The sequence below is a fragment of the Fibrella forsythiae genome (assembly GCF_017353175.1).
GTDB lineage: Bacteria > Bacteroidota > Bacteroidia > Cytophagales > Spirosomataceae > Fibrella > Fibrella forsythiae.
Genome location: NZ_JAFMYW010000002.1, coordinates 24258 through 47526, shown reverse-complemented (window position 1 = coordinate 47526; position 23269 = coordinate 24258). Strand labels below are relative to the sequence as shown.

Genomic DNA, 23269 nt, shown 5'->3' with positions numbered 1-23269 from the left:
CTTTCTCTGCTGAACCTACGAACTTATTGTTGATCGATCTGTCGAGGTGAAAACAGTGGCTAACGCCAACATTTGGTGTAAAACTCCAGATTTAGGTACGAACTCTTAGTAGCCAGACATACATTAGTAGCCCCTCTTTGAGTCATTGCAAAACACTAAATTACTATCAGTCAATTGATTAGCCATTTTGACAATTTATGCGCTATGATTGGCCTCTCTGGAGGACATATTACTATCCAATTTCTAAATGATATAAGATGAAATACAATGTATGTCAAACGCCTCAAATCGACTTGTATTCGCTTGCCGACGCTTAGGCAATTTCCATCTCTAGGTAGGAATTAACACACCCCCGAGCGGCTGGGACTATTGCCCGCCGCCCCTCCTTATCTCCCCGGGGGGTGTTTTCAGGGTAGGCTTATATGAAGTTTTATAATGAGGACTTAAGAACCTCTTTCTTCATGCTAATCGTCCTACTTTAATCAACTATTATTGTAAGTATTATAGTATCCGTATCTATGCCCAAGTTTAGTTTGACGTTAGGCCTTAGCCTGTATGGAATTGGACTGGTTGTGTTAACGCTGCTGGACGTTTTTTCCGCTTCACCGCTAATTAACCCAAATGGATTTGGTTACCGCCTAACTGATACGTTTAGGGAGACATCGCTCAACAACCGCGTGTCGTTTGCTCTGGCGTTTCATCTGATACCCGGCGAATCGCTTCCACGTTTGACGGGTCGTATCAGGCAATCGTTTACACCGAACAGGAACGTACATGCTATTTCTTACGGGCATTCGTCCGTCGTGCCCGAAGGCTGGGTCTACCTCAGACTCGAAAACTCATCAAACACGTCGAAGGAAGTCGTTTTGTCAATGCCGCAGCATCGTTGCTCGCGGGCAACGCTATTTCTGGAACGGAATAACCGGCTCGATTCGATCGCTACCCTGCTCAATGACACCCCGCTCGCCGATCGGTTTTTTCTCAGTTATCGGCATGCCTTTCCCCTTACGCTTGTACCGGGGCAGCCGGTGGGCGTACTGCTCCGAACAAACGCTTACGTAGGCTTCCATGAGTTTGATCTGAAACTAAGCAGTCGGCGCGTTTTTCTGGAGGATACGCTCGGCGACATAGTCCGGGAGTGGCTGGTGATGATTTTCTGCCTGATCATCGGGATTATCTCGCTAATCATTGGCTTTACTACACCCAGCCAACTCATGAGTACGTTCGGCTTCATGATGGTCATGATTACACTACAGGTCGCCTTTTTCTATGGTTACCTGGGTCCATTACCCTATCCCAAATGGACTTCCTTTAGCAGTATTACAATCGGGACGAACATCAAACTATTGCTAGACAGTGCTGTTCAACTGTTTGTCTATCAGGCGATCAAGCCCGCCATCCGGGAAATCCGCTGGTACAAACCAGTTATGAGAACTTTAATTGGAATATGGCTGGCCTGCATCCTGCTGCATATGCTCCCCCCCCAATTCTACCCCCTTTTTAACGTTCCTGTGAACCGAATCATGACCAGTGCGAGCCTGATTAATCTGATCTGGATTGGCTATTTCAGCCTGGTCGCCTACCGGCGGGCGGGCATTGTGTATATCGGTCTGTTTTTCTTAATGCTCATTGGCGACGTAGTGGTAAAGCAATTGAGTGAACTGATTCAGGGAAATCAACTATTACTGCTGAAGTATCCAGCTCAACACCCGCTGCTGCTGATTGCTATGCTTACGTACCTGATCGCATCTCAGTTTCGACGAGAACTGGTGACCAAACAACGCCTGCAGAAACAGGTGTCTACCACCCAGCAGAACATGGATACCCTGCGGCGGGAAGAGATCGAGCGGATTGGCCGCGATCTGCACGATCAGGTTGGCAACACGCTAGCTTCGGCATTGGGTTATATTACAGGCAAACAGACCGATTCGGACAAACCACGCGAACTCATCCGCCACGCCATTACAGAACTGCGTTTCCTGAGCCATAACCTCGTAAAAGACGACGCCCGGCCCCTGACCGAAAAGGTGGATACGCTGGTAAACCGGTTCAATGATTTCTCGCCCGTCCAGTTCGTTTTTCAGGATTATACCGAAAAAAAAGCCAACTGTTTGCCCCAGCTTCAGCAACAAAGCGTCTACAGTATTCTGCAGGAACTGCTTACCAACACGGTCCGGCATTCGGGTGCCAGCGTAGCCTATGTGCAGTTTTTCTGCGACGAGCAAACCATTGACATATCTGTGGAAGACGATGGTGTTGGCTTTGATTTAGCCACTGCCCAAAACACTGGCATTGGTCTCCAAAATATGTATAAACGGGCTGAACTTGCCCAGATTAACCTCCGTTTCGACCCGGTGACCTCAGGCACGAGCGTTTTCCTGGGCATTCCTCGTGATGTATACGCAACCAACATTCACGATTGATAGTCAGCATTGTTGGCGCACGATGCCTTCTTCTGAGTAACTCGCCCCATTTATAGGTGAGTAGATAGGTAGTTGACAGCCGAGACTACCTGCTAAAGCGTTTCCAGAAAATCGTAGTATTCCTTTTTGGTTGTAAATGGTAGCTTATGCGTGATATTCTTCCGGTGTGTCTGAACGGTGTAGTAGCTCAGACTCAAATCGGCCGCAATCTGTTCGGAGGTTAGCCCCCGCTTTACCAGTTTCAGAATTTCCACCTCCCGCTTTGTCAGGCCGTAAATGAACCGGACCGTGTCTTTGGCAGGCGGGGCTAAACTGGGGGCAGAATCTGTTTCAATTACCATTTGTCCCTCCATCACCCGCCGCAGCAATAGGAGTAAACGTTCGGCAGCGACGGTCTTGGCTATGTAACCGTTGATTTTCAACGCATTGAAGAGAACAATCTCCTTCTTTTCAGCATACATGCTGATAATCACGATTTTGCAGGCAGTGGGTAGCTGCTTTAACTGCTCAACCACCGCACGCCCGTCGTAATGAGGCATGTTAACATCAACCAGTACTAAGTCAGGGGCCAGACGTAAGCAGGCATCAAGGGCAAGGCGACTGTCATAAACCTGCTCAACCACCACAAAGTCCATTGAGTCGCGCAGGACCAGACTCAGACCGTCGTTGAAGAGCCGGTGATCGTCAATCAGAATGGTTCGGGTTGGCATAGCTGAGTGTGAGTGATAAAGTATTTTTCCGCAACGTACCTATCAGCGTGAGGTGGACACCTATTCGTGGTTGGCAGTAGTGGCCCTGGCTCACCGTATCAGGGTGCGGGCTAAGCACAGCACGTTGCAGTATCGAGAACAACACGTATCTGAATTGGTTGGCATTACGCCATATCTCAAGGTATGCCTTCCATAAAGGTACATGGACCAAATGTCTACATAGTATGGCATCTGAGTACGAGTTGCTCGTCAGCGCTACCACCAAGTCAATATTCGACGTTATATACAGGAAAAGTATATTGATATATACATATTTACTCATAATTTATTACAAACGTCAATTCGTCTCAATGAGAAATCTCGTAAGTATACTCAAGTTTGAGAAAGCAGTATTGCTATGTGTAACCCCTAACTCGTAAACAGAACTACATTTACAATTCTCGAAAAAAGTACCAAACAAGTTAAAAGATACCTTGCACGAGGTATTTCTTTTATGTCTACGGAAGATGTGCTTTGCAGGATGACAACTGACCCAGAAGCGCCCCACCTCCAGCTGCTCTATCTGATGAGGCTAACGCTGATTAGCAACCTGCTGCTAGTCAACTCTAGACCCACCAACTGTGTCGCCCCCATGTGATCATTCATCTGTTGGAGCACAAACAGTCCATCAGCGATACGTATTCGTACAACTCCCTGTGTAAGAAGTGACTGATTCTGCATAACACCTGATAATCCCCTGCCAACTAATAGTAGCATGAGCATCATTCCGCGGCTGCGGAACTAACGTTGGTCACCTGTTTAAACCACTTTCCATCACTGCCCCTTTGCCGGATCATGGTTGAGAAATTAACACTATTCATCGTCGAAGACGAAGTATTGATCGCTGAGAATTTAAAATTTACGCTCGAAGATCTAGGATTCGCCGTTAATGGAATGGCCTGCAATGTCGAGCAGGCAGCGGATTTCCTTACTAATCATCGACCCGATTTAGTATTACTCGACATTAATTTAGGCACTAAATCAACCGTCAACAATGGGTTGGCGCTGGCTCAGCGATTAAGTCAGGACCAAATTCCATTTATCTTCCTGACGGCATATGCCGACCGTGATACGATCATGCAGGCCACTCAGTTGCGGCCCAGCGGCTATCTGATTAAACCGGTTAACGCCTCCACACTATTTGCTGCCATCCAGACAGCTATCCAAAACCAAGCCCCCGCCAGTAAGGCAGGGGCCGATAAGCTGCCAGGTATGGAGGAGCCCGATTACTTTTTCGTCAAAGTAGGAAAACGCAACCTGAAGTTATACTGGCAAGATGTGTACTGTCTTGAAGCCACCAAAAATTATGTGCAGATCCATGTCGTCGGCACTCCCGTCACGTATACTGTACGCGGCACGTTGCAGTCTGTGATGCAACAAGTAATACCCATGGCTCTTCAGCCCGCTTTTCAGCAGTTTAACCGCAGTACGGCCGTGAACGTGCAACACATAACTCGCTACGACAGTGAGGCTATCTATTGCCAGCACGTTCGTATCAGTAACACGCGCCTATCTCCCAAAGAGCTTCAGGTAATGATGGCCGGTATAAGACCCCAGGCGCCACCTGCCAGTTGAACATATCGCCAAGTTGACGTCAACAAAAAAAGCATTGCCGTCCCACTAAATGGGCCTGTCTGGGGCAACGTACCTGCTATTTAGCAAATCACCTTTTCGGGCTGGTTTTCGGGGCGCGACGGCTTAAAGGTTTTGGTCAGCCAATAGTTCAGCATGATGCATTTCAGGGCCAGCCGGTTTATGTCATCGCGGGCGGGGTCGTCGGCGGGTAGGGCCTGGGCCACTTCGGCTACTGTATCGCGTAGGCTAATGAAATCAGCAGGAGCGCCCTGACCGAAGATCTGCCGATAAAGCTGATAAATGTTGGCACGCAGTTGTACCATATCGCGCACCGTTTGCACCGCCTGCGATGGCAGCATGGTCTGAGCCTCTACGTTTCGCAATAGCTGACAGCGGAAGCTAGAGCAGATATGCAGTCTGGGCTGGTCGTATATGGTACAGCACCCGGCGAAGTAGGCGCATGGCTGTTTGAAATAATCGCCGGTATCATACTGAACGTAGTGCTGTTCAAGTTTGGGCGGCAGGTTGACCCGCTCGCCCGGCTGTAGGGTAGCGTGACTAAACAGGGTGCCGTCGCAGCAGAAACCACACTGCACACAAATTTCTTGCTCCTGTTTCGGGCTCTCCTGCATGGTATACTAATGGGGGGAATTGTTTACGTGAAAGGAGCAGATGGGTTCGCTGGCCGGGTCTACCAATAAGTCAACTCAGACACAGAGAGTCATTTTTCCTACAATCGCCGGATCACCATACGAGGAACAACGGCGCATGGTGATCCGATAGCAGGCTATACATTATTTCATATGTTTTAGCGCTTCTTCGATGAGCCTCTCAAACTCATTAAACTCCATCAAACCGCTACTATTGGCGTCAAACATCTTAATCAACTGTCCTGCTTGCTCTTCAGTGACCATTATCTTGTACTCTTTATCGATATCTTTCGCTAGTTTTTTTAGCGTCTATCTCTAGAGCTTTGATGCCTCCTTTGCTTAACACTTGCAGTATCTCAGTAGCTGCTATTTGCCCACTCTTATCCACATCAAAGACATCGAATGCGCTCTTTATCTGGGCAGCAGAAGGTTTTACTGAACGCGCCTGTGCATTGTTGAAACTGCTGTTGATACCGATATTGTCCGGTGTTGCTAAATAGTTGACAACCGTGCTTACTAACTCATCCGAATTTGCATCGGTATCGGTGACAGTCACCGCAGGCTCTACCTTGTCAGTAGTCTGACAGGCCGTAAAGGTTAATGCCATTGCCGCAGCAACAACGGGGAGTACATTCTTTTTCATGGAACTTGATCGGTTAACCTGTTAGTGAGTACTCTTTTGAGTACCCTGATTGGTAGCTCTAACCCAGATCAAAAACGGAACGAGTCACACACCCCATTTCTGACTGCGGTATGATCAAAACTATCTATTTCGTTTTGATCCTTAATACGTCATCCAGCATGTTGAGTGCGAACCGTAAGTTTTTTGAGTGCGAACGCCGTTTTGGGAGCTGACACGTGCGCTTGTGCGGTGGGCAACGGCCAGCGAAAGCGCGTATCCCTGATCCAATTCCACGTCATAAACAGCTTCAGGGCTTTCATACACAGCCGGGTGTTTGCTACTAACGGTAGACACCCGGCTGTGTATGAAAACCCTGATGACCAACAGATTAAATAGTACCAACCAGTTTCCGACCGTGTTAAACGGCTCAGGCTGTCGGGTCGTTGTGTACGTACCTACCTAGCCTTCAGGACTTTCACCACTCGGCTCTGAGTGGGCGTACTAACCTGGAGCAACAGGATACCCGCATCCGAGCGACTCACGTCCAGCCCCTGGCGCTCCTCGACTCCGGCTGCCGCTACCTGCCGCTCGCAGATCAGCCGCCCATTCAGGTCACTCACCATCAGACGCAGGGGTTGACCCCCGGCGCCTGATATGTCGACCAATACCTGATTGTCAGTAATAGGATTGCCCAGTAGCCGTACCTTGAATTCGGGGCCCGGCTCTACGCTGGCTTCGCTAAGGGCTATCCGACTCTTTGAAGTCGACGCTGGTTCTGTGCCCCACACCCGATCGCCAGCCACAAAGACGACGACCTGCCGGTTGGAGCTCGACTCCGAGGGAAACTCCTGGTAGGAATAATCATTGGCCTGGTTGAAGCGGCTATAATCGGCTTTGCTGATGCGGTAGCGGATCTGACCCGTACTGGCTCCGGGCGCTAACTGACCTGCATTCACAAAACTTAGCTCCAGGTACGTGTCGGCATTGGCCAGCGGTGGGTTGATGCGCACGATCCGGGTACGTACGTTGGCTTGTCCCACCTGAGCGTAGTCCAGTTCCACGTTCAGCGGGGCACTGCCCTCGGCCGTGAAATAATAGCGAACCGTCAGGTCGCGGTAATTGACGGGCACCGTGCCCTCGTTTCGAACCTCCAGGTACGTGCTGACCTGATTGGCGGAGGCCCCATTCTTGCTTTCGGTCAAGGCCCGTAAAGCGCGCAGCTGAGTGGTCGATCCGGGTTCTACCCCCGCAATAAGCGCCCCGTTGTAGTAGGCCGTAATGCGCGGATTGCCCACCAGCTGGTCGCGCACGAGGGCGTACGAATAGTCATCCCGCTCGTTGAGACCTGAGTAGTCGCTCTTGGCGAAATAGCTCTGGATCGCTCCCGAACTGGCCCCGGGAGCCAGATTGCCTGCCGCCGGGGTGAAGCTGTATTCCACATACCCGCTGGCTCCCTGTTGGGCTGGTATCAACGGCACGTAGCGTAGGCGTACGTTCTGGTTACCCAGTTGCGCGTAGTTGATCGACAGGTTGCTCAGGGCAGCGGCTCCCTCCACGGTGAGGTAATAGCGCAGGGTCAGATTCGCCAGCGGTAAGGCCGTAGATCCCTGATTTTGCAGGACGATCAGGGGCTGGATCGCGTTGTTATCGACGTAATTATCTACATCCCGATGCAGCACCGTCAGCCCGTAGGTATCCATGGACACCAGTACGTTCACCTCCTGTGCGGGCGTCACCTGACTGTAGGCACTGTTGGTGGTGGTGAGCAGGCAGCGGTAAAAGATACGTGCGTCTACGTAAGCCGTGTAGGTGGCCATGGTAGCGCCCGCCACGTTACTCCACTGGGTATTGTCGGTCGACATCTGCCACTGGTAACGCATCGAACTACCCGATACGTTGGTCGACAGGGTGGTGTTGAAGGGGGCGTTACCGGTTGTAGCCGTAGCCCTGGTCACCAAGCCCTGCACCGTGCCGGTCAGGATGCCATTATTGACCAGGTTGGCGGCCGGAAACTGGTCGGTGCGCAGATACAACTGCCCGTTGGCGTTCAGAGCAGCGTTGGCCAACAGCGTAGCCTGATTGGTCACCGAGAGCAGGCTGTTGAGCGTACTGCTGCCTACGCTGTGGCCAAAGCGGATGTTAGCGACGGTGGCCGTACCCCCACCGCCGTAGGTCGTGGGGCCGGTGGCCGATAGCTGACCGGCGACAAGGCTCAGCGAGCCGTTGTTGGTCAGGGCACCGCCCCCGTACACGAGCTGGGCAGTTCCGGTACCAACCACACGGGCGTTGGCCCCGATGCGCAGCGTGGGCTGGGCCAGTGCGTTGCTAAAGGCCAGCAAAAGCAGAGCGGCCAGGACCGGGTACCGCTGACAGACTATCGATGGGAAAGATTGATGGAACATATGAGATTGAGACTAACGAGAGACGTTGACAAGATGGATGACTGGTAGGCGTAGAAACGAACTACCGCACTCTGACGGCCGTGATCTGAAGACACGCACAGACCGTGGAAGGCCCGGTATAGGCTAGAAACACCCCCGGACTGGGCTGGTCATAGCTGCTGTTGGCGGTTGTCAGCCGGGCGCGGTAATAAACCGGCGCGGCTACGCTGGCCGTATAGGTGGCGGCGGTGGCTCCGGCTACATCGGCCCAGGTATTGTTATCGGGCGACGACTGCCATTGATACTGCATCACCCCGCCGCTGACGTTGGCCGACAATTGGCTGCTATACGCCGTGCTGCCGGTTTGCACACTGGCGTTCGTTACCAATCCCTGCACAGTGCCGGTCAGCACACCGTCGTTGACCAGATTGGCCCCGGCAAACTGGTCGGTGCGCAGATACAACTGGCCGTTAGCGTTGAGGGCGGTGTTGGCCGCAAGCGTGGCCTGATTGGTCACCGAGAGAAGGCTGTTGAGCGTGCTGCTGCCGGTGGCGTGGCTAAACAACACGTTGCCCACGGTAGCCGTACCCGCTCCGCTGTAGGTAGTGGGACCGTTGAATTGCAGCGGCCCCACGGCCATGCTCAGCGAGCCGTTATTGGTCAGCGCCCCGCCCCCGTACACGAGTTGGGCGGCCCCTGTGCCGACCACGTGGGTGTTAGCCCCGATGTTTAGGATAGACTGGGCCAGTGCGCTGCCGACTGTGGCCAGTAACAGTACCGACAGCGCAACGGCCCGGCTGCGCATAGACTGGCCGGAAGCCGGTGGAAGTAGATGATTGTTCATACTTACACTTGGGAGATGAGCGAAAAATGGCCTGGGGTTGGCTCAGGTACGTTGCCGGGACTGGTTGAGTAGTCTAACAGCAACGTACCTGAGCCGAAAAGCATGGGCAAACCCACGCCCCCCTTACCGTTTGATGCGACGAGTCAGTTAATTCAGCTTCACTAACCGGAAATAGCACGAGGCATCGCCGTTTAGGTCCGCTCCTACAACAGTGGACGTAGCTGCCGCCCGCACGGTAAGCGTATTGCCTGCACTGAGCACAATCGTGCGCTGCAACGTACCCCTTCCTTTACGTGGGGATTGTAATACTGGGCTATTGACTACTCCTATCCCATACAAATTATTGGCACTGGTCGCTCCTCCCCCGTTTACTTCAATCATAGGATAGGTGCCAACAATATTACTGGTCAATTGCACATCTACTAAGTACAAACCGGCTCCGTTGGCCCCCACCGTGTAGGTAGCCGTTGAACTGTTCCAACTGCCGGTGTTGGATGGAGGCGAAACCACTGTGTTCTCGAAGGGAACGGTACTAGGGGCGGTAATGCTATCCGATAGGGGCTGAGTTGTCGCCGCGTTCTTTTGCACATGAAGGACCAACGATGCGCCACCGCCACTGCTGGGCGTTGTCCACTGCGTGTTGTAGTTGGTGCCGTCCACTTTGGTCAGGACTTGCCCGACGGTGCCGCCCGTAGGTACGCCCTGTCCGGCGGGGCCTTGCGGGCCGGTTGCACCGGTGGGTCCCTGTTGGCCTTGTAAGCCTTGCGCCCCTGCCGGGCCAGTAGCTCCAGCTGGACCTGTAGCTCCCGTTGGGCCAGCTGGCCCGGTTAGTCCAATGGGTCCTGTTGCTCCGGCAGGGCCTGTTGCTCCTGTTAAGCCGGTATCCCCTTTATCGCCCTTTGTACCCTGTGCTCCAGTTGGGCCAATGGGGCCCGTCGCTCCTGCGGGGCCAGCAGCCCCCGTTGCACCAGTAGGACCAGCTGGGCCAGTCAAACCGATGGGGCCAGTAGCACCGGCCGGGCCACTGGCTCCGGTTAAACCCGTATCGCCTTTATCCCCTTTGGGTCCAATAGCTCCTGTCGCACCAGCTGCTCCGGCCGGGCCAGTGGGTCCGCTTGCGCCAGTTAAACCCACGTCCCCTTTCTCACCTTTTGCACCTGCCGGGCCAGTCGCTCCGGTTAAGCCAGTATCACCCTTATCGCCTTTAATTCCCTGCGCGCCGGTTGGTCCCGTTGCGCCAGCATCGCCTTTTGGTCCGGCTGTCCCGGTGGGCCCAGCCGGCCCGGTTAAACCTATCGGGCCGGTCGCGCCAGCAGGTCCGGTCGCACCGGTGTCCCCCTTATCGCCTTTGTCTCCTTTTGCAGCCGCAGTCCCCGCAGGACCCTGCGGGCCTATGGGACCGGTCGCTCCGACATCACCTTTGTCACCTTTGGGTCCCGACGCTCCAGTGGGGCCAGCAAGACCTTGGGGGCCAATGGGTCCGGTTGCTCCGGCAATCCCGGCATCGCCTTTTGGTCCTGATGCGCCGGCCGGGCCGGTAGCGCCCACGTCGCCTTTATCGCCTTTCGGCCCCTGTGGGCCAGTTGTTCCCGCCGCACTCAGTGAGGTCCAGGCAGTACCGTTGTAGAAATAGAAACCGGCCGTGCCGTCAGTCTGATACACGAGCAAGCCCGTGGCGGGGCTACCAATGAGGCCCCGTTGTTGGGCCGTCATGCGGGGTACGAGTACCCCCTGAGTCGTGCTTTTAACGTCGAGCAGGGCCGAGCCGTCAGCCGTTGACCCATCGGTGTTGATACCTACCGAACCGGTCTGGGCCTGAGCGGTGGTGAGCGCCAGTAGCAGGGCAGCACTGGTATACAGAGACGTGAGTAGAGATTTAATACGCATACAATAGGTTGATAAAATGACAATATGTTGAACCATTGATATATCAAAAGTGAGTCCATCAGCCAGCATTGCCAATTACCACGGGGGATTTTGAGTGCGAATCGGGGGCTTTTTGAGTGCGAACGCACCTTTTGACTCAGCGTAACGAGCCTTTGCCAGATAAATCAGGGAAAACAGCAACCGGAAACGGCATGCCAAACCTGCTCTAGTCCATAGCCTATAGCTGAAACCAGGCCCCGACGCAGCGGACCAGGTGTCAGCTATAGGCTAGGTACCCAGGGCGTTAGCGACAGAATACCCATGCTCACACGTTCGGTCACGTAGATGCAATCAAGGCTGGCCGGTAGTAGATCGTACTACAATAATTCAGGCTATACCCGGTAGCAGCAACCGGTAATGGTAGGGGCTTTGTGTTGGGTACGTCAGGGTGCCGTTTAGCTGACGGCACAACAGCCTGACAATGTCCATACCCAGATTAGGCTGAGGCACATTCGCTGTTTTACCACCCGTGTCGGTGTATTCGATACATGTCCCACTCACCTGCCGATACAACGATATTCGGATATGCAGCACGTTATCTACCGGTAACGCGTACTTCATGGAATTGGTGATCCACTCGGTCAGGATCAGGGCCAGTGGCAGGTATTGAATCCTATCCAGAGCAACCAGGTCAACGTCGAGTTGCGTCACCACCGGCTTCTCGTAGCAGTGCACTACCGTCTCAACCATCGTAGCAATGTACCGATTCAGGTCCAGAGGAGCGTCTTCCTGCGAAAGCTGGCTGTTCAGGGCTGCAATGGCTTCTACCCGGAGCCGCGCCTGCCGAAGCTGGGCCACCACTTCGGGTTGCCTACTTTTCCGCTCCTGCATCTGAAGCAGACTGTAGATCATGTGTAGGTTGTTCTTGACCCGGTGCTGAATCTCTTTATTCAGCAGATGAACCTGCTCAATACGGTCGTCGAGTTGCCGATTTGCTGCCCCTAACGCAATAGACTGCACCCGGTACGCCTGATTGCGATGGTAGAGGTACCCACTCAGCCCTGAAATGACCGTCAGAAGCCCAGCCAGGATCCAGAGCAACCGCTCCCGATTCCGTTTGAGTACCGCCTCGTAAACAAGCTTGTTTTTTTCTCTAGCTACTTCGCTATTCACCAGGGCGCGCTGCATCTGGCTGACACTTTCGTTCTGGTTTAACCGCTTGTCGAGTTGCCGCTCGATCTGGCTGTACCGGTAGGCATCTTCATAGCGGCCTTGTGCCCCTGTCAGGCTAGCCAGATTAGCCCCATAGTACAAGCTATCCATCAGGTTCTTGCTTCGGTTGAACACCTGCTCCAGCGAGTCAACGTAGGGAGAGTTGAGCCGCTTTTGACCAAACACATCAATTCGGCTGCGGGTGAGGTAGTAGTGGTCTGTATAATTGTACGTATCCGGGTCGTTCCGGATCCAGGTACGTCGGGTAAGTTGGCTCAGAATCTGCTCGGCAAGTGAGTAAGCCCGCACCTCCGTGGCAATCAGGGCCATTTCGGGAATAAAATTGAAGCTATGAAGGTGGGCCGTGTCTTCATGCTTCAGTTCGTTCAGTATGTCGGTCAGCACCGCCGTTGCACGGGTACTGTCACGTACCTTGTCGTAGGCATGGGCCAGCAGTTGCTTGTAATAGAAATACTGATATCGTTTTTCGGTCAATGGCTTGTAGAGAGCCACTGACTGCTGAAAATAGTGAATGGTCTGTTGGGGATCTTTATTCCAGGCATCGTACACCCTGGCCCGCGCCGACACAGCCCGGGCCTGCATCAGCCGATCGCCCCAGCGGTTGGCAATCAGCTGGGCACTATCCACATAAGGTATACTAGCCGAAAAAGAGGCATAGCCCTGCTTTATCGCGTACACCGAGTCGCCGGCTCTAATAATCCGAACCTGAAGCAGGCTATCAGCCCGGTAGAGGGTCTGCCTGGTCTGACCTGACTTTGGTTGAGACTGGCAACTCAGCAAGCTGCCTAACAAAAACAAACCAGCAATCCACCGGTAATTAGTCATGCGTGTGGGTTGCCTAATGGAGCTCTTTCGTTAATCGGCCTTCGAAGAGCACCTTTCCCTTCGCATTGGCCAACGTGTATATGCTTTTCCAGTGATAAAGCGTGAGCGTGTCCAGTATCCAGCTACCGACGTTTTCTCCATGCATCTCAGGCAGCAGCCGACCAACCCCGTCGCCAGGTAGAAAGACCTCCGCCCTGCCATCTTTGCCAGACGTGGCAAAGAGCACATAAGCAGCCGTGTTTGGGGCACTCCCCTGCGATTCCATGCGGATCCCGGTTTCAGCTAGGCGAACACACTTTTTCTGTACTGCCGACCAAAAATAGCCCGCTGAGCCTTTACACCCCCGCTGGTCTGCGCCTGAACCAACCTTCGTCAGCAGGCTGGCCTTGCTGGGCATACCCTTGGTTGTATCTGTGTCGGAAGAGCAAGCTCCGGCAATGTAAATTAGCAGAACAAGTACTTGACTGAATCTCGGCATGGTGGTAGAAGTTAACTAACAATTCTCTTGGGCAATCGGGCATGAGGTATATTAACCCAACCGGTTGGGTTAGTTCTCCGCTACCTGTTGTTCACAGTAGGCAATCAGCGAATGAAGTGGTGCACTGAATAAGTGCGCGTCCGCATCGTCGCAGGTTAATAGCATCTTTTTGACTACCTGATCTGAGTAAACGCCCGTGAGCATAGCCAGGCTGACTGGCTCACCTCGCTCCCAGCGTGTTCGTAATTCGACCAGATAATTCAACACCGTTTTGAGGTGAGCTGTAGAGTCATCTCCTGCAAGTAGATCGCCGGGTAGGTTACTGGTATTAGGGGTATTCCCGGAGCATGCGTTGATGATGCCCCCTTGCCCCCACGAACGATTTCTCATGACGGGTAAGTGTTAAACGGTTTGTTGAACGATTGGGTGAACTAAAAAATGCCTCGTACAGAGCTACCTCGCTCGTCAGAGTTGGATAGTGGTTGTCGCTGATGAAGGCGAGATGCCACTTGTATTCAGGATCAACCAGACAGGCCGCTATCTATTGGCCAAATATCGCTTACCTGACAGCCTCGCGGTAGATAGACCGAGTGGTTCGTATCGCCGATTCTTGCCGATTTGTGCTAAGGGCCTGTACGGCATACACGTACGTTTTACCCGGCTTGGCGCTTCGATCGTCAAACTCAAAAACGCCATTACTAACAGTACCGACGGCGATGAAGGCAGTCATTGCCGGTTCCCGGCGCATCACTCGATAGCTCGCAATACCCGTCGGTTCAACGGCAGGCCACGACACCCGAACGCTGCCAGACATGTTTTTTACCGTCAGATCATCGATCGAAGCCAAGGCACCGGATACTGGTCGGCCATATACGCTCGCTGGCATCGAAAAAGTGCCCCGTTCACCCGTTAGTCCCACCGAGGTAACCCTGTACACGTAGGTTACGCCAAGCGAAAACGTCGTATCAGTAAAGTTGGGTTGATTGAGCGTGCCTGCGTGAAGTGACTTAAAACTCGTATCAGGGTCATTTTCGCGTTTGCGCTGCAGTTCGTACCCCCGGATATAGTCGTCGTTCAACCGCAGATCGGTCCAGCTTAGAAATGCGTCGCTGTTGATAATCTCGCTGCTGATGAGTTTGGGCGACGAAAAATCGACCTTCGCGTAACGCGCCGTGGGGCGGTAGTTCACATACTCAGATAGCGCACTGGTGTCTTGCTTGAGGTTGATAGTCTGCACGGCGTAGGAATACATAACGCGGGGCGACAGGTAATTAGCGGAGTCGATATACTGATTGTTTTTTACAGGCAGACCAATAGGGTTCATATCCGACGGCGACTGCCCGCGATACACAATAAACGCAAAGCGCGATTTGTCATCGGCAGCATCCCAGCTTAGTACGGGTAAGCGCCCGGTGGTATCTACGCGCAGGTTGAACGGGGGCGTTGGCCGACGGAACTGGGTACACGATTGGGCGGTGGTGGCGGGCATCTCCTGCCGCAGGTCCTGAAAAGGCACAAACAGAGGCCGTATGGCGTAGGTGAATATTTCTCCCGCGGGGTACACGTCAGGGTCAGTAAAGTCAATTGCATCAACGGGCAAAATACCCAGCACTTTCGGAGCAGTATTGGCCGAAGACCGCGATAGTTCGATACCTGAGTAGTACGGTTTTCTGGACAGCTTTTTCCACCACAGATAAATCGCGTTGGTGGTATCGCGGCTATTGAGTCCGTAAATGTATTCGACCTGACTGTTGGTTACGGCCACACCCCGCGCCGTGATGGTATCACCTAGGTTACCGGCATAATCTTCGGCAATGAGCCGGGTTTCAACTACATCTTCCGGCTTGCAGGCCACCCTGGCGGTCGTGTAAAACTGTCCGCTGCTGTCGGCCGACGCCGTGTAGCGTTCCAGAAAGCGCCAGCGGGCATCGTCGTTGAGACGGTAATACACGGCGAAACGGGTGTTGAGCGCGCCTGAGGGAAAGGCCGTGAACACATCGAGGCGTTGAGGAGCTAAGTCCCTTGCTTCGGCAAACGAACTAACATTGATCGATGATTGATCGACGGGTATAAACTGCTGCGGATACACCACATTCCACGTGAACCGTACGGCACTGTCGGTGGCAGAAACGCGAGTCAGTGCGGGTTTCACCTTGCCAATCTCGGGATTGGGCCGGTACAGCACGCCCCGACGATCTACCTCAGATTCGGCACCGGCTTTGTTGACCCGGATGATCTGGTAGCCGTAGAAACCACCCAGTTTCACATCGGTGTCGAGCAGGGTTTCGCCTAGTGCACGGGAGAAGTCGATATCGGTGGCCGATAGCAACTGCCGAACCGAAGCGTGTGCACGGTCGGTCAGAAACGTATCGACCTGGGCGCGAGCCACAAAACCAAACGTGCGCAAAAACTGACGGTACTTGTCCGGGCCAAGTGCAGCTTCGAACTGCACCGCCGACCGTACGGGCCGCAACGTGCCGATGAGCCGTCCCTTGTCATTATCAGCGCCTTTTTCGGTCCGCCGAACCTGGAATGCATTGGCCTGGGCATACAGGTCATTGGTATCGGCCGACGTGATCTGCACATGAACGCCACCGGGTCCGGGGTAGGTCATCAGATGGTAAACTGGCTCCGGTTTCGATTGCGCCCGCAAACCCGTTGTCAGCAGCAGCAATACAAAGCACTTGATTATCCTGTTTGTCATGATTTTACTTATTTGAGCAGTCTCCAGCCATTGTTTTCGCCTCTGGCCCGATAAGCCCCACCAAATGAACCGCTTACGCACACTTTCACCCGCGTGGTTAATTTATCGAGCCGCCACCAGCCGTATTGCTTCCAGACCCGTCTGGTTTCTTTACAGAAGCCCCAACTTCGCCTGACGCATTCTTCATCTTCATACCATTCGCGTTCTACCTTGTAGTCATTACATTGTATATGCGCGCTGTTGTCACGCCAAATCTGTAATTCGCCCCGTGCCTGAGCCGCAAGGTTCCAGCCGATGTCGTTTCGGTAACCCCCGTCGAGCATCAGACCCAGCCCCAGCTTGCCGTTGAGGGCAAACGACATCACCGATACCCGGCCTTCTGCCTCGAACATAGCCCGGCCCAGGATTTGGAAATTGCCAGACCGAAAGTTGACGCCCATATCGACTCCGCTCCGCAATACCGCTTCAACATTGGCCTCCACAAGGTTCAGTCCCAAAACTGATACCCGGTCCGACCATTTGAACTCACGCGCCAGGTCCATCTTCAGAAATAACCCCGTGGCCGTCGTATTGTCGTACCCGATCAGATAGGCAGGTATTTTACTAACGTACCCAGCAAGTTCGATAGGCATACCATCGGCTACGCTGGCCGTGGTCTTGAATAAAATGGGCAAGCCAAACAACCCATTGGCAATGCCGCCCAGGGCGTCAACCCGTACGTTGGCCCCCACAAAAATCCCGAGCGACTTATCGGCAATGACCAACGCGTTAACCTCGGCCTTCGCATCTTTCGACACCTCGATCTCGCAGTTCAGCTTGGCTATCAGCCGGGTCCGGCAAAAGTCCAGTTCCACCTGCACCGCGCATTGCTTATCGCCGTTGATCCATTGCTCAGCAGAGCCTTTGATTACCGGCAACGCACCACAGGTATTACCGTTGAACTCCACAAGCACCCTGATATCTTTATAGGTACAGAGTTTAGGTTCGGCTACGGTCAGCGTGGGCGTGGCCGAACCGACGAAGAACACCTTGTATTTATTATCCTGAGTATTGAGGTCGAAGCCCCCTCCCATCGAAATCCAGGTGATGGGCCCCATTGGCACAGTGGTCGACACCTGAAGCCCCGCTCCTAGTTCCAGCTGATTATTGGGCAGGCTGTAGTACTTGAAGTTAGCGGCAAAGCGTTTAGAGACGGTCTCCATATCTACGGCCCCTTCAAAGCCATACTTTTTGGGATCGGTCGCCACCTTTACCTTACCATACAGCTTAAACGCCGGGGCTTCGAGCCTGAGCATGATTTCGTTCATGCTGAGTTCCCAGCCTTTCCCGAAATCACCGATCAGTAACGACACATCAGAGTCGAACGTCAACCCTTTGGCATCACTGCTGGCCAATTCAATACCACCAGCAAAGCCAAAGGCGATAGACGCATTGGCATCTTCCTTAAGGATTTTGTCAGCCAGTTCTTTCACCGTCAGCTTGTCGGCCGAGGTGTTGCCGCGGGCTTCCTGCTCGTTCTTGCCGAATACCCCGGTGCGAACGCGCTTGCCATCTTTATCGAGCACATCATTGCCTACCGAATCTTTCTTGATCTGGGTGTTGGCATTATTGAACTTGCTGGTTTCGTTGGCTTTGCTCACCTCCCCTTCGCTCATAGCGAGCAGGTCGTTGAGTTCCGATTTTTTGACAGCATCGGGACTTCCGTTGGGGTTTTTACCGGCGCGGGTAAACACCAGCCGACGAACGTTGATCTTAACGAAGCCCTCACCAAGTTCGATAGGTTTGGGCTTGGCCGACACCAGCCATTTGCCGGTGGTAGACCAGACAAACTTTTGCAGATCAAAGGGGAAGACCTTTTTCATCAGCCCACCCGATTCGGCATCGGCTGTATTTGAGGCTGCGGTGGTGGCACTTTTTGACTGTGCCGTTTGGGCAACTTTGTCAGCAGCAGCTTTTGCTACCTCTTCCGCTTTTTTGTCAGCAATGGCTTTTTCTTCCCGAGCAACTTTTCTTTCGGCTTCGCTTAGCAGGCGGCCGTACTGATTGGTGCTGTCAGTGCGGGCTGTCTGAAAGGCGGAGTCATCGTACTCGACTTTGAGTGAGGCTTCCAGTTCGTAGCTTTTGTCTTTGAGGTTCGGTTTCAGCGCGAGCGCCTTTTTGCCGGAGGCCACAAACTTGATGTTTTTGACCCGAAACCCTTTCTCGGGCAGAGACAGCTCCATCGACGGGTAGAACCGGCCATCAACCACTGTCAGCGCCAACGAGTTTACATCAACGTAATTGTCTTTATCGGTAGAGATGCGCCCCCCAATGCCGTAGCCCTTGAAGTTGTTGAGAATCTGTACTGATTTCCATTCCATCAGGAACGCGTACGAGGCATTACCACCAACGGCCAGTTCGTGGATGTTTTTCTTTTCATTACGGACGAAGGTGGCCTGTTTCAGCAGAAAATCTTTGCCCACGTCGATCTTGTCTATTTCCAGCTTGAAATTGTCGGCATTCATGAACGGAATCTGGGGCAGCGTAAGCGCGCCCTTCATGCTCATTCCTGATTTTTTGAGGACTGCGCTCGTTCGTTCAATATTGATGTACAGCCCCGATAGCGTACCTACCGACGATTTACCCGCCACCGGCGCATTGCCCAACGGAAACTTCACGTAGTTAGAATCAAGCTCGACCTTCGAGGCATCTTTGGCCGCCGCGTCGGCCTGGGCGCGGGCTGTGGAAGCTGTAGACTCGGCTCTGGCCGCGGTATTCAGCGCACTCATCAGGCCCGCTTGCTTCACCGTCCGCGTAAGCGACGATTTGGTGTTGGCCATGTCGGCAACGGCAGCATTAGACGCCGTTTTGGCAGTCGAGGCAGCCGTTTCAGCAGTGGTGGCCTTTGTGTTGGCGGCCGTTGCACTGGCAGCGGCATTACGGCTTTGTCGTTTCGAATCGCCGTTTATAAACTCGATCTCATACTCATCATCCACCTTCATATCCTCCAGGTTCTGGGTGGCGAAGGCCAGCAGATAGGGTTCCTTGTCGGGGGCTTTAGCTTTATCGTCGTTCTTTTTCGTGGCTTTACCGTCTTTCTTGCCTTTGTTTTTCTTGGCTTCCTCAACATCTACCGCGTCGGTGGTGTTGAACTTGCCAAAGGCTGCTTTTTTCTCGGCTGCTTTCCGGGTCAGTTCCATCTTACCGAAGTCGAAACCAAAAAGCTGGTTTTGTGTAAGCTGGAAAGTAGATCCGCCAATTTTACCCTGGCCGGGTTTGCCCACAATGTGTTGCAACCGAATAAACGGTTCGCCGGCCGGGTTTCCTTCCACCTTTACCGGCGCAAAGCCAAAGAGCAATGCATCGAACTCCGTATCGACCAGGTTGACCTGACTCAGCACCGGTACCGCGTTGGTTTTGTCTTTCAGGTCAGAATTGACCACAATATCTTTAAAGTTCAGGGTCAGCTCTTTATCCTTGGTAACCTCGAACAGTTTGCTACCCTCTTTGTTGCTTTTGAGCCAGTCGTGCATCAGCAATTGGCCGGAGATTTTATACGTGTTGCCCCCGGCTCCGCTGTTACGGATGGCTTTCTCAATTTTGACGTTGAAGCCCAGCAGCTTAGTGAAGTTGGGAACGGCCCGCTCGCGCCGCAACATAAAGCCTCGCTTAAACGCCAGCCGGTCGGGGGTGCCTGCGGTGGCTTTTCGGAGAGCTGTGGAGTCGGGAGAGTTGAATGCTTCGATGTCTTTGGTACTCACACTCACCTGGGCGTCGTTGTAAGCCAGCACCAGCGTGTCCTTCGCCGGTTTGCCGTTTTTCTGGATAGTCCGGTAGCTGGTCTGCACCGGGCGTGAGAACTTAAGCGTATTTTCTGTTTCCGATTCTACCAGGATACGGAAGAAGCCGTTGGCGTTAGTTTCGGCTTCGCCCACGCCTTCGTTCTCTACTTTTACGCCGCCGATGGGCCTCAGCCTGCTGAGGGTGGCTTCGGCAGGTTTGAGCAGACTGTCGGCCTCCGTATGCAGGCCCTCTACAAACAGCGTGCTGTCGAGCACTACCCCGGCAATGTACTGCGCGGGTTTGAGCCGTACCCGGAACGTGTAGACGGTATCGCGGTTATGAGGCTTCTCCGGCAGTTTCACCGTCACGGTTTTTTCCGTGTATAATTCCTTCGCGCCTGGTGGGTTGGCAAAGGCGATGGTCAGCTCGGTTTTGTTTGTTTTACCCCGGTAGCCAGGTTCTTTATTCGATTGTACCTCCTGGCCGTTGACAGTAATGGGTACGTCGAAGTACGTAATTCCCGATAACGAGTCGCTCAGGTTGCGCATACCCAGTGCGTTGCGCTTGTCCTGTCCTTTGAAAACAAGTACCCGAAATTGTTTTATCGCCCCGTCGAGCTTGATATTCAGCCGTTCATAGCGCTCCGGGTCTTTGGTTTTCAAAGCAAATGAGTCAATTGGCATCTTCACCGTGACATAGTCATCGGCGCGGATCGAGACGGTGCCTTTGTCTTTTTTAAGGTTTTTCAGGGCACCTTCGCTGAGGCTAAATGTAAACGAACCATCGGCGCTGGTTTTGGTACTGAGGCTCCCCAGCGTCACGACTGCTGCCTCGATTGGCTTTTGCGTGTTGTTTATCACGCTGCCTGTCACCTTCACCTCACGTAGCGTCAGCAGGAAGTTTTGCTCCAGACTGTACCCTTCGTAGGTAGGACGTTCCCGCACGCTTACTGTATGGTCGAGTGGGTCAATGGCGGCCACATAAAACGACTCCCGCACAGGGACCGAGGCTGGGATAATGGCCTCATACACCCCGTTTTTGTCTGTTTTATAGGGTTGGTTAAGCACCTCCACCGTCACATTAGCAACAGGATTCTGCGCTGTACCCCGAGCCACCACACCCCGGATACGTCGTTGGGCGGCAGCGTACCTAAACTGGTCGGCTACCGTCATGGTCTGTCCGGCTTCCACGGCTTCTACCCCCGTGATGGGAAAAAACTGTGTATCCCCCCCCCGCTCTTTCACCCCCATCACCAATTGATCGTTGTATAGGTGGTTGGTAAAGAGGCGCGGCTGCACCTTGTTGGGGCCAAAGGTGGCTACTTCCAGGTATGTGTCGTTGTTGTAACGCACCTCGCGGCGGTTGGCTGCGTTGCCTTCTTCGCGTAGGTAGGGGTTGGCTTCCACGACCGACCTGAGCCGGTACAGGGCCACCTCCTCAACAAATGGGAGGGGTATATTTGGCTGCACAATCAGCGTAGGCGCGTACCGGAACGTGTTGGCAATCAGCACCATATCTGTAGCCTTTATCGTCCCTACCAGACTGGCAGGCAGGCGCAACGGCGCGAAAGCTTCACCGAAGGCGTTATTTTTGAACCGGGCGTGGAGGTACAGATTCCGGGCGTTGCGCAGCAGTTTAATGTTGGCGCCCTTAAACTCGTACTCGCCCTGCGCGTTGGTCGACACCGTTTCAATCAGTTGGTACTGACCTCGTTTTTGCCCGAAGGTAGCCGCGTCAACCACGGCGTCGCCCGTGTTGTAAAGGCTGATGACGGCATCTTTTAAGGTAAACTGCCGACTACCGGCGCGTGGGTCCGTTAAGGGTTGCCGGGTGAGTCGCCTGGAGGCCGGGAGATTGCCGGCGCTAATCAGGTTTCCGGGCTGAGTGAACGCTTCTTCGCTAGCGGCATACGCCCAGGTCAGCGTCCCTTTCACCGAAAAATCAGTTTGTTTGGTCGCCACCGCCGATACGGCAAGCGGTACCACCACCGATGTAGTCCGCTGCCCGTCGCCCCCCGCTGCCGATACCCGTGCTTCATAGGCTTTGGTCGGGTCGAGGCCGTTGAAGGCAAAGCTGTTGTAGAGCCCCGTTGCCTGCGGATTAATCGTGGTACTACGCCATGGCCCATTTTGACCTTTTTCCCGAATCTCGACCACAAACGACTGGTGATTTGCTTCTCCTTTCCAGTTCAGATTGGCTTCATTGGGATTACCATCATTCCACGCTAGCCGTAGATTGGAGGGGGGAAGCAGCGGAGTACCATAGCTGAAGTGCTGAATTTCAGAGAACCCGTTGTTCCGAAATACGCCTACGTCTTCGCGGCCGCGTTTGGCAATAGCCTCTACCCGGTAGGCATAGGTACGTCCGGGAACCAGGGGCGGCATGGTGGGGTCGTAGACCAGCGTGGTGGCGCGGGTACGGGTTTTGTAGTAGGCCGGCTGGGCCAGAAAGAGGTTCTGCACGTTCCCGGCAAACCCGCCGTTGATCATCAGATCGGTGATGGTGAATTCATACTCCACGTCGCTCACGTTCGTATGGCGCGGCGACCACTGGAAAACGATGTTCTGCGGCAGGGTCGGCACCATCGTGACGGCGTTCTGCGGCATGACCCAGACGGGAGGCTCGTTGATGGTGATCCAGACAGGATTGGCCCACTGCACACCCGAAATAGGCCGATTGGTGGCAAAATCAATAATTTCAACGCCAAACCGGAATGCCCCTTCGCTAAAGGGTCGGGCATACTGCGCGGCGCTGACTTTCAGGTTGTACTGCTTGAAATAATTGGCTACCTGCTCGGCGGGGAGGTTGTACACCTGCCCGAAACTAAGCGTCAGCGGGGGTTCACCCTGCACCAGATCGGTACTCTGAATCTGAAACCCCTGCCCTTCGATGTAGATGCGAATACGGAAGGGCCGTGTGGCGATAGACCGGTCGTTTTGCTGCACCTGAATAGACAGGTTAGTCTGCGACGGGTTGCTGAAATCGGCCAGATAAACCGGATAGGGCGGCAATTGGGTAAATCGGGCTACCACCGGGTAAAACTCCTGCGCCTGCGCGGGAACGTACCCAAGCAGCAACAGCAACGTACCCAGCCCGGTCAGTACCCACTGACGTAGTTGACAAGAAAAAGTATGTAAAGTTGGCATAGGGCGGGTCA

The 23269-nt window shown here is 53.7% G+C and carries 13 protein-coding genes; 2 read left to right on the top strand and 11 right to left on the bottom strand.

Going from position 1 to position 23269, the window contains the following annotated elements:
* Positions 1 to 518 precede the first annotated feature (518 nt).
* Positions 519 to 2423 carry an ATP-binding protein gene (locus J2I46_RS06355; protein WP_207328161.1) on the top strand — a complete coding sequence of 635 codons (1905 nt, stop codon included), beginning with the start codon at positions 519 to 521 and terminating at the stop codon, positions 2421 to 2423.
* A 92-nt stretch (positions 2424 to 2515) separates the two neighbouring features.
* Here the strand turns inward: J2I46_RS06355 and J2I46_RS06350 are convergent, their stop codons facing one another.
* Positions 2516 to 3133: a response regulator gene (locus J2I46_RS06350; RefSeq protein ID WP_207328160.1), complete on the bottom strand. Its 618-nt coding sequence runs from the start codon at positions 3131 to 3133 to the stop codon at positions 2516 to 2518.
* An 834-nt stretch (positions 3134 to 3967) separates the two neighbouring features.
* Between J2I46_RS06350 and J2I46_RS06345 the strand changes: the two genes are divergently transcribed.
* On the top strand, positions 3968 to 4747 hold the full coding sequence (locus J2I46_RS06345; protein WP_207328159.1) for a LytR/AlgR family response regulator transcription factor: 780 nt from the start codon (positions 3968 to 3970) through the stop codon (positions 4745 to 4747).
* A gap of 80 nt (positions 4748 to 4827) precedes the next feature.
* Here the strand turns inward: J2I46_RS06345 and J2I46_RS06340 are convergent, their stop codons facing one another.
* The 10 genes from J2I46_RS06340 to J2I46_RS06290 form a co-directional block, all read right to left on the bottom strand.
* Positions 4828 to 5379 carry a hypothetical protein gene (locus tag J2I46_RS06340; protein WP_207328158.1) on the bottom strand — a complete coding sequence of 184 codons (552 nt, stop codon included), beginning with the start codon at positions 5377 to 5379 and terminating at the stop codon, positions 4828 to 4830.
* Between the two features lie 295 nt (positions 5380 to 5674).
* Positions 5675 to 6040, bottom strand: a complete 366-nt coding sequence (locus J2I46_RS06335) for an EF-hand domain-containing protein (RefSeq protein ID WP_207328157.1) — start codon at positions 6038 to 6040, stop codon at positions 5675 to 5677.
* Positions 6041 to 6474: 434 nt separating this feature from the next.
* Entirely contained in the window at positions 6475 to 8421 is a 1947-nt protein-coding gene (locus J2I46_RS06330) for a cellulose binding domain-containing protein (protein ID WP_207328156.1), read from the bottom strand.
* 61 nt (positions 8422 to 8482) lie between these two features.
* Positions 8483 to 9244, bottom strand: coding sequence for a DUF8696 domain-containing protein (locus J2I46_RS06325; protein ID WP_207328155.1), 762 nt, complete (start codon positions 9242 to 9244; stop codon positions 8483 to 8485).
* A gap of 147 nt (positions 9245 to 9391) precedes the next feature.
* A complete protein-coding gene (locus J2I46_RS33320) occupies positions 9392 to 11131 on the bottom strand; it encodes a phage tail-like protein (protein ID WP_310588995.1) in 1740 nt (579 codons plus the stop codon).
* Positions 11132 to 11497: 366 nt separating this feature from the next.
* Positions 11498 to 13168, bottom strand: a complete 1671-nt coding sequence (locus J2I46_RS06310) for a sensor histidine kinase (protein WP_207328154.1) — start codon at positions 13166 to 13168, stop codon at positions 11498 to 11500.
* 13 nt (positions 13169 to 13181) lie between these two features.
* Positions 13182 to 13646, bottom strand: a complete 465-nt coding sequence (locus tag J2I46_RS06305) for a hypothetical protein (protein ID WP_207328153.1) — start codon at positions 13644 to 13646, stop codon at positions 13182 to 13184.
* Positions 13647 to 13715: 69 nt separating this feature from the next.
* Complete coding sequence (locus J2I46_RS06300) at positions 13716 to 14036, bottom strand: hypothetical protein (RefSeq protein WP_207328152.1); 321 nt, start codon at positions 14034 to 14036, stop codon at positions 13716 to 13718.
* Between the two features lie 169 nt (positions 14037 to 14205).
* Positions 14206 to 16350, bottom strand: coding sequence for a fibronectin type III domain-containing protein (locus J2I46_RS06295; protein ID WP_207328151.1), 2145 nt, complete (start codon positions 16348 to 16350; stop codon positions 14206 to 14208).
* An 8-nt stretch (positions 16351 to 16358) separates the two neighbouring features.
* Complete coding sequence (locus J2I46_RS06290) at positions 16359 to 23258, bottom strand: fibronectin type III domain-containing protein (protein WP_207328150.1); 6900 nt, start codon at positions 23256 to 23258, stop codon at positions 16359 to 16361.
* Positions 23259 to 23269 lie beyond the last annotated feature (11 nt).

Bases quoted from the DNA above. Each gene is read 5' to 3' on its own strand.
- J2I46_RS06340 (WP_207328158.1), bottom strand. From the start codon at position 5,379: ATGCAGGAGAGCCCGAAACAGGAGCAAGAAATTTGTGTGCAGTGTGGT.
- J2I46_RS06330 (WP_207328156.1), bottom strand. From the start codon at position 8,421: ATGTTCCATCAATCTTTCCCATCGATAGTCTGTCAGCGGTACCCGGTC.
- J2I46_RS06305 (WP_207328153.1), bottom strand. From the start codon at position 13,646: ATGCCGAGATTCAGTCAAGTACTTGTTCTGCTAATTTACATTGCCGGA.
- J2I46_RS06295 (WP_207328151.1), bottom strand. From the start codon at position 16,350: ATGACAAACAGGATAATCAAGTGCTTTGTATTGCTGCTGCTGACAACG.
- J2I46_RS33320 (WP_310588995.1), bottom strand. From the start codon at position 11,131: ATGCGTATTAAATCTCTACTCACGTCTCTGTATACCAGTGCTGCCCTG.
- J2I46_RS06345 (WP_207328159.1), top strand. From the start codon at position 3,968: ATGGTTGAGAAATTAACACTATTCATCGTCGAAGACGAAGTATTGATC.
- J2I46_RS06350 (WP_207328160.1), bottom strand. From the start codon at position 3,133: ATGCCAACCCGAACCATTCTGATTGACGATCACCGGCTCTTCAACGAC.
- J2I46_RS06355 (WP_207328161.1), top strand. From the start codon at position 519: ATGCCCAAGTTTAGTTTGACGTTAGGCCTTAGCCTGTATGGAATTGGA.
- J2I46_RS06335 (WP_207328157.1), bottom strand. From the start codon at position 6,040: ATGAAAAAGAATGTACTCCCCGTTGTTGCTGCGGCAATGGCATTAACC.
- J2I46_RS06325 (WP_207328155.1), bottom strand. From the start codon at position 9,244: ATGAACAATCATCTACTTCCACCGGCTTCCGGCCAGTCTATGCGCAGC.
- J2I46_RS06300 (WP_207328152.1), bottom strand. From the start codon at position 14,036: ATGAGAAATCGTTCGTGGGGGCAAGGGGGCATCATCAACGCATGCTCC.
- J2I46_RS06290 (WP_207328150.1), bottom strand. From the start codon at position 23,258: ATGCCAACTTTACATACTTTTTCTTGTCAACTACGTCAGTGGGTACTG.
- J2I46_RS06310 (WP_207328154.1), bottom strand. From the start codon at position 13,168: ATGACTAATTACCGGTGGATTGCTGGTTTGTTTTTGTTAGGCAGCTTG.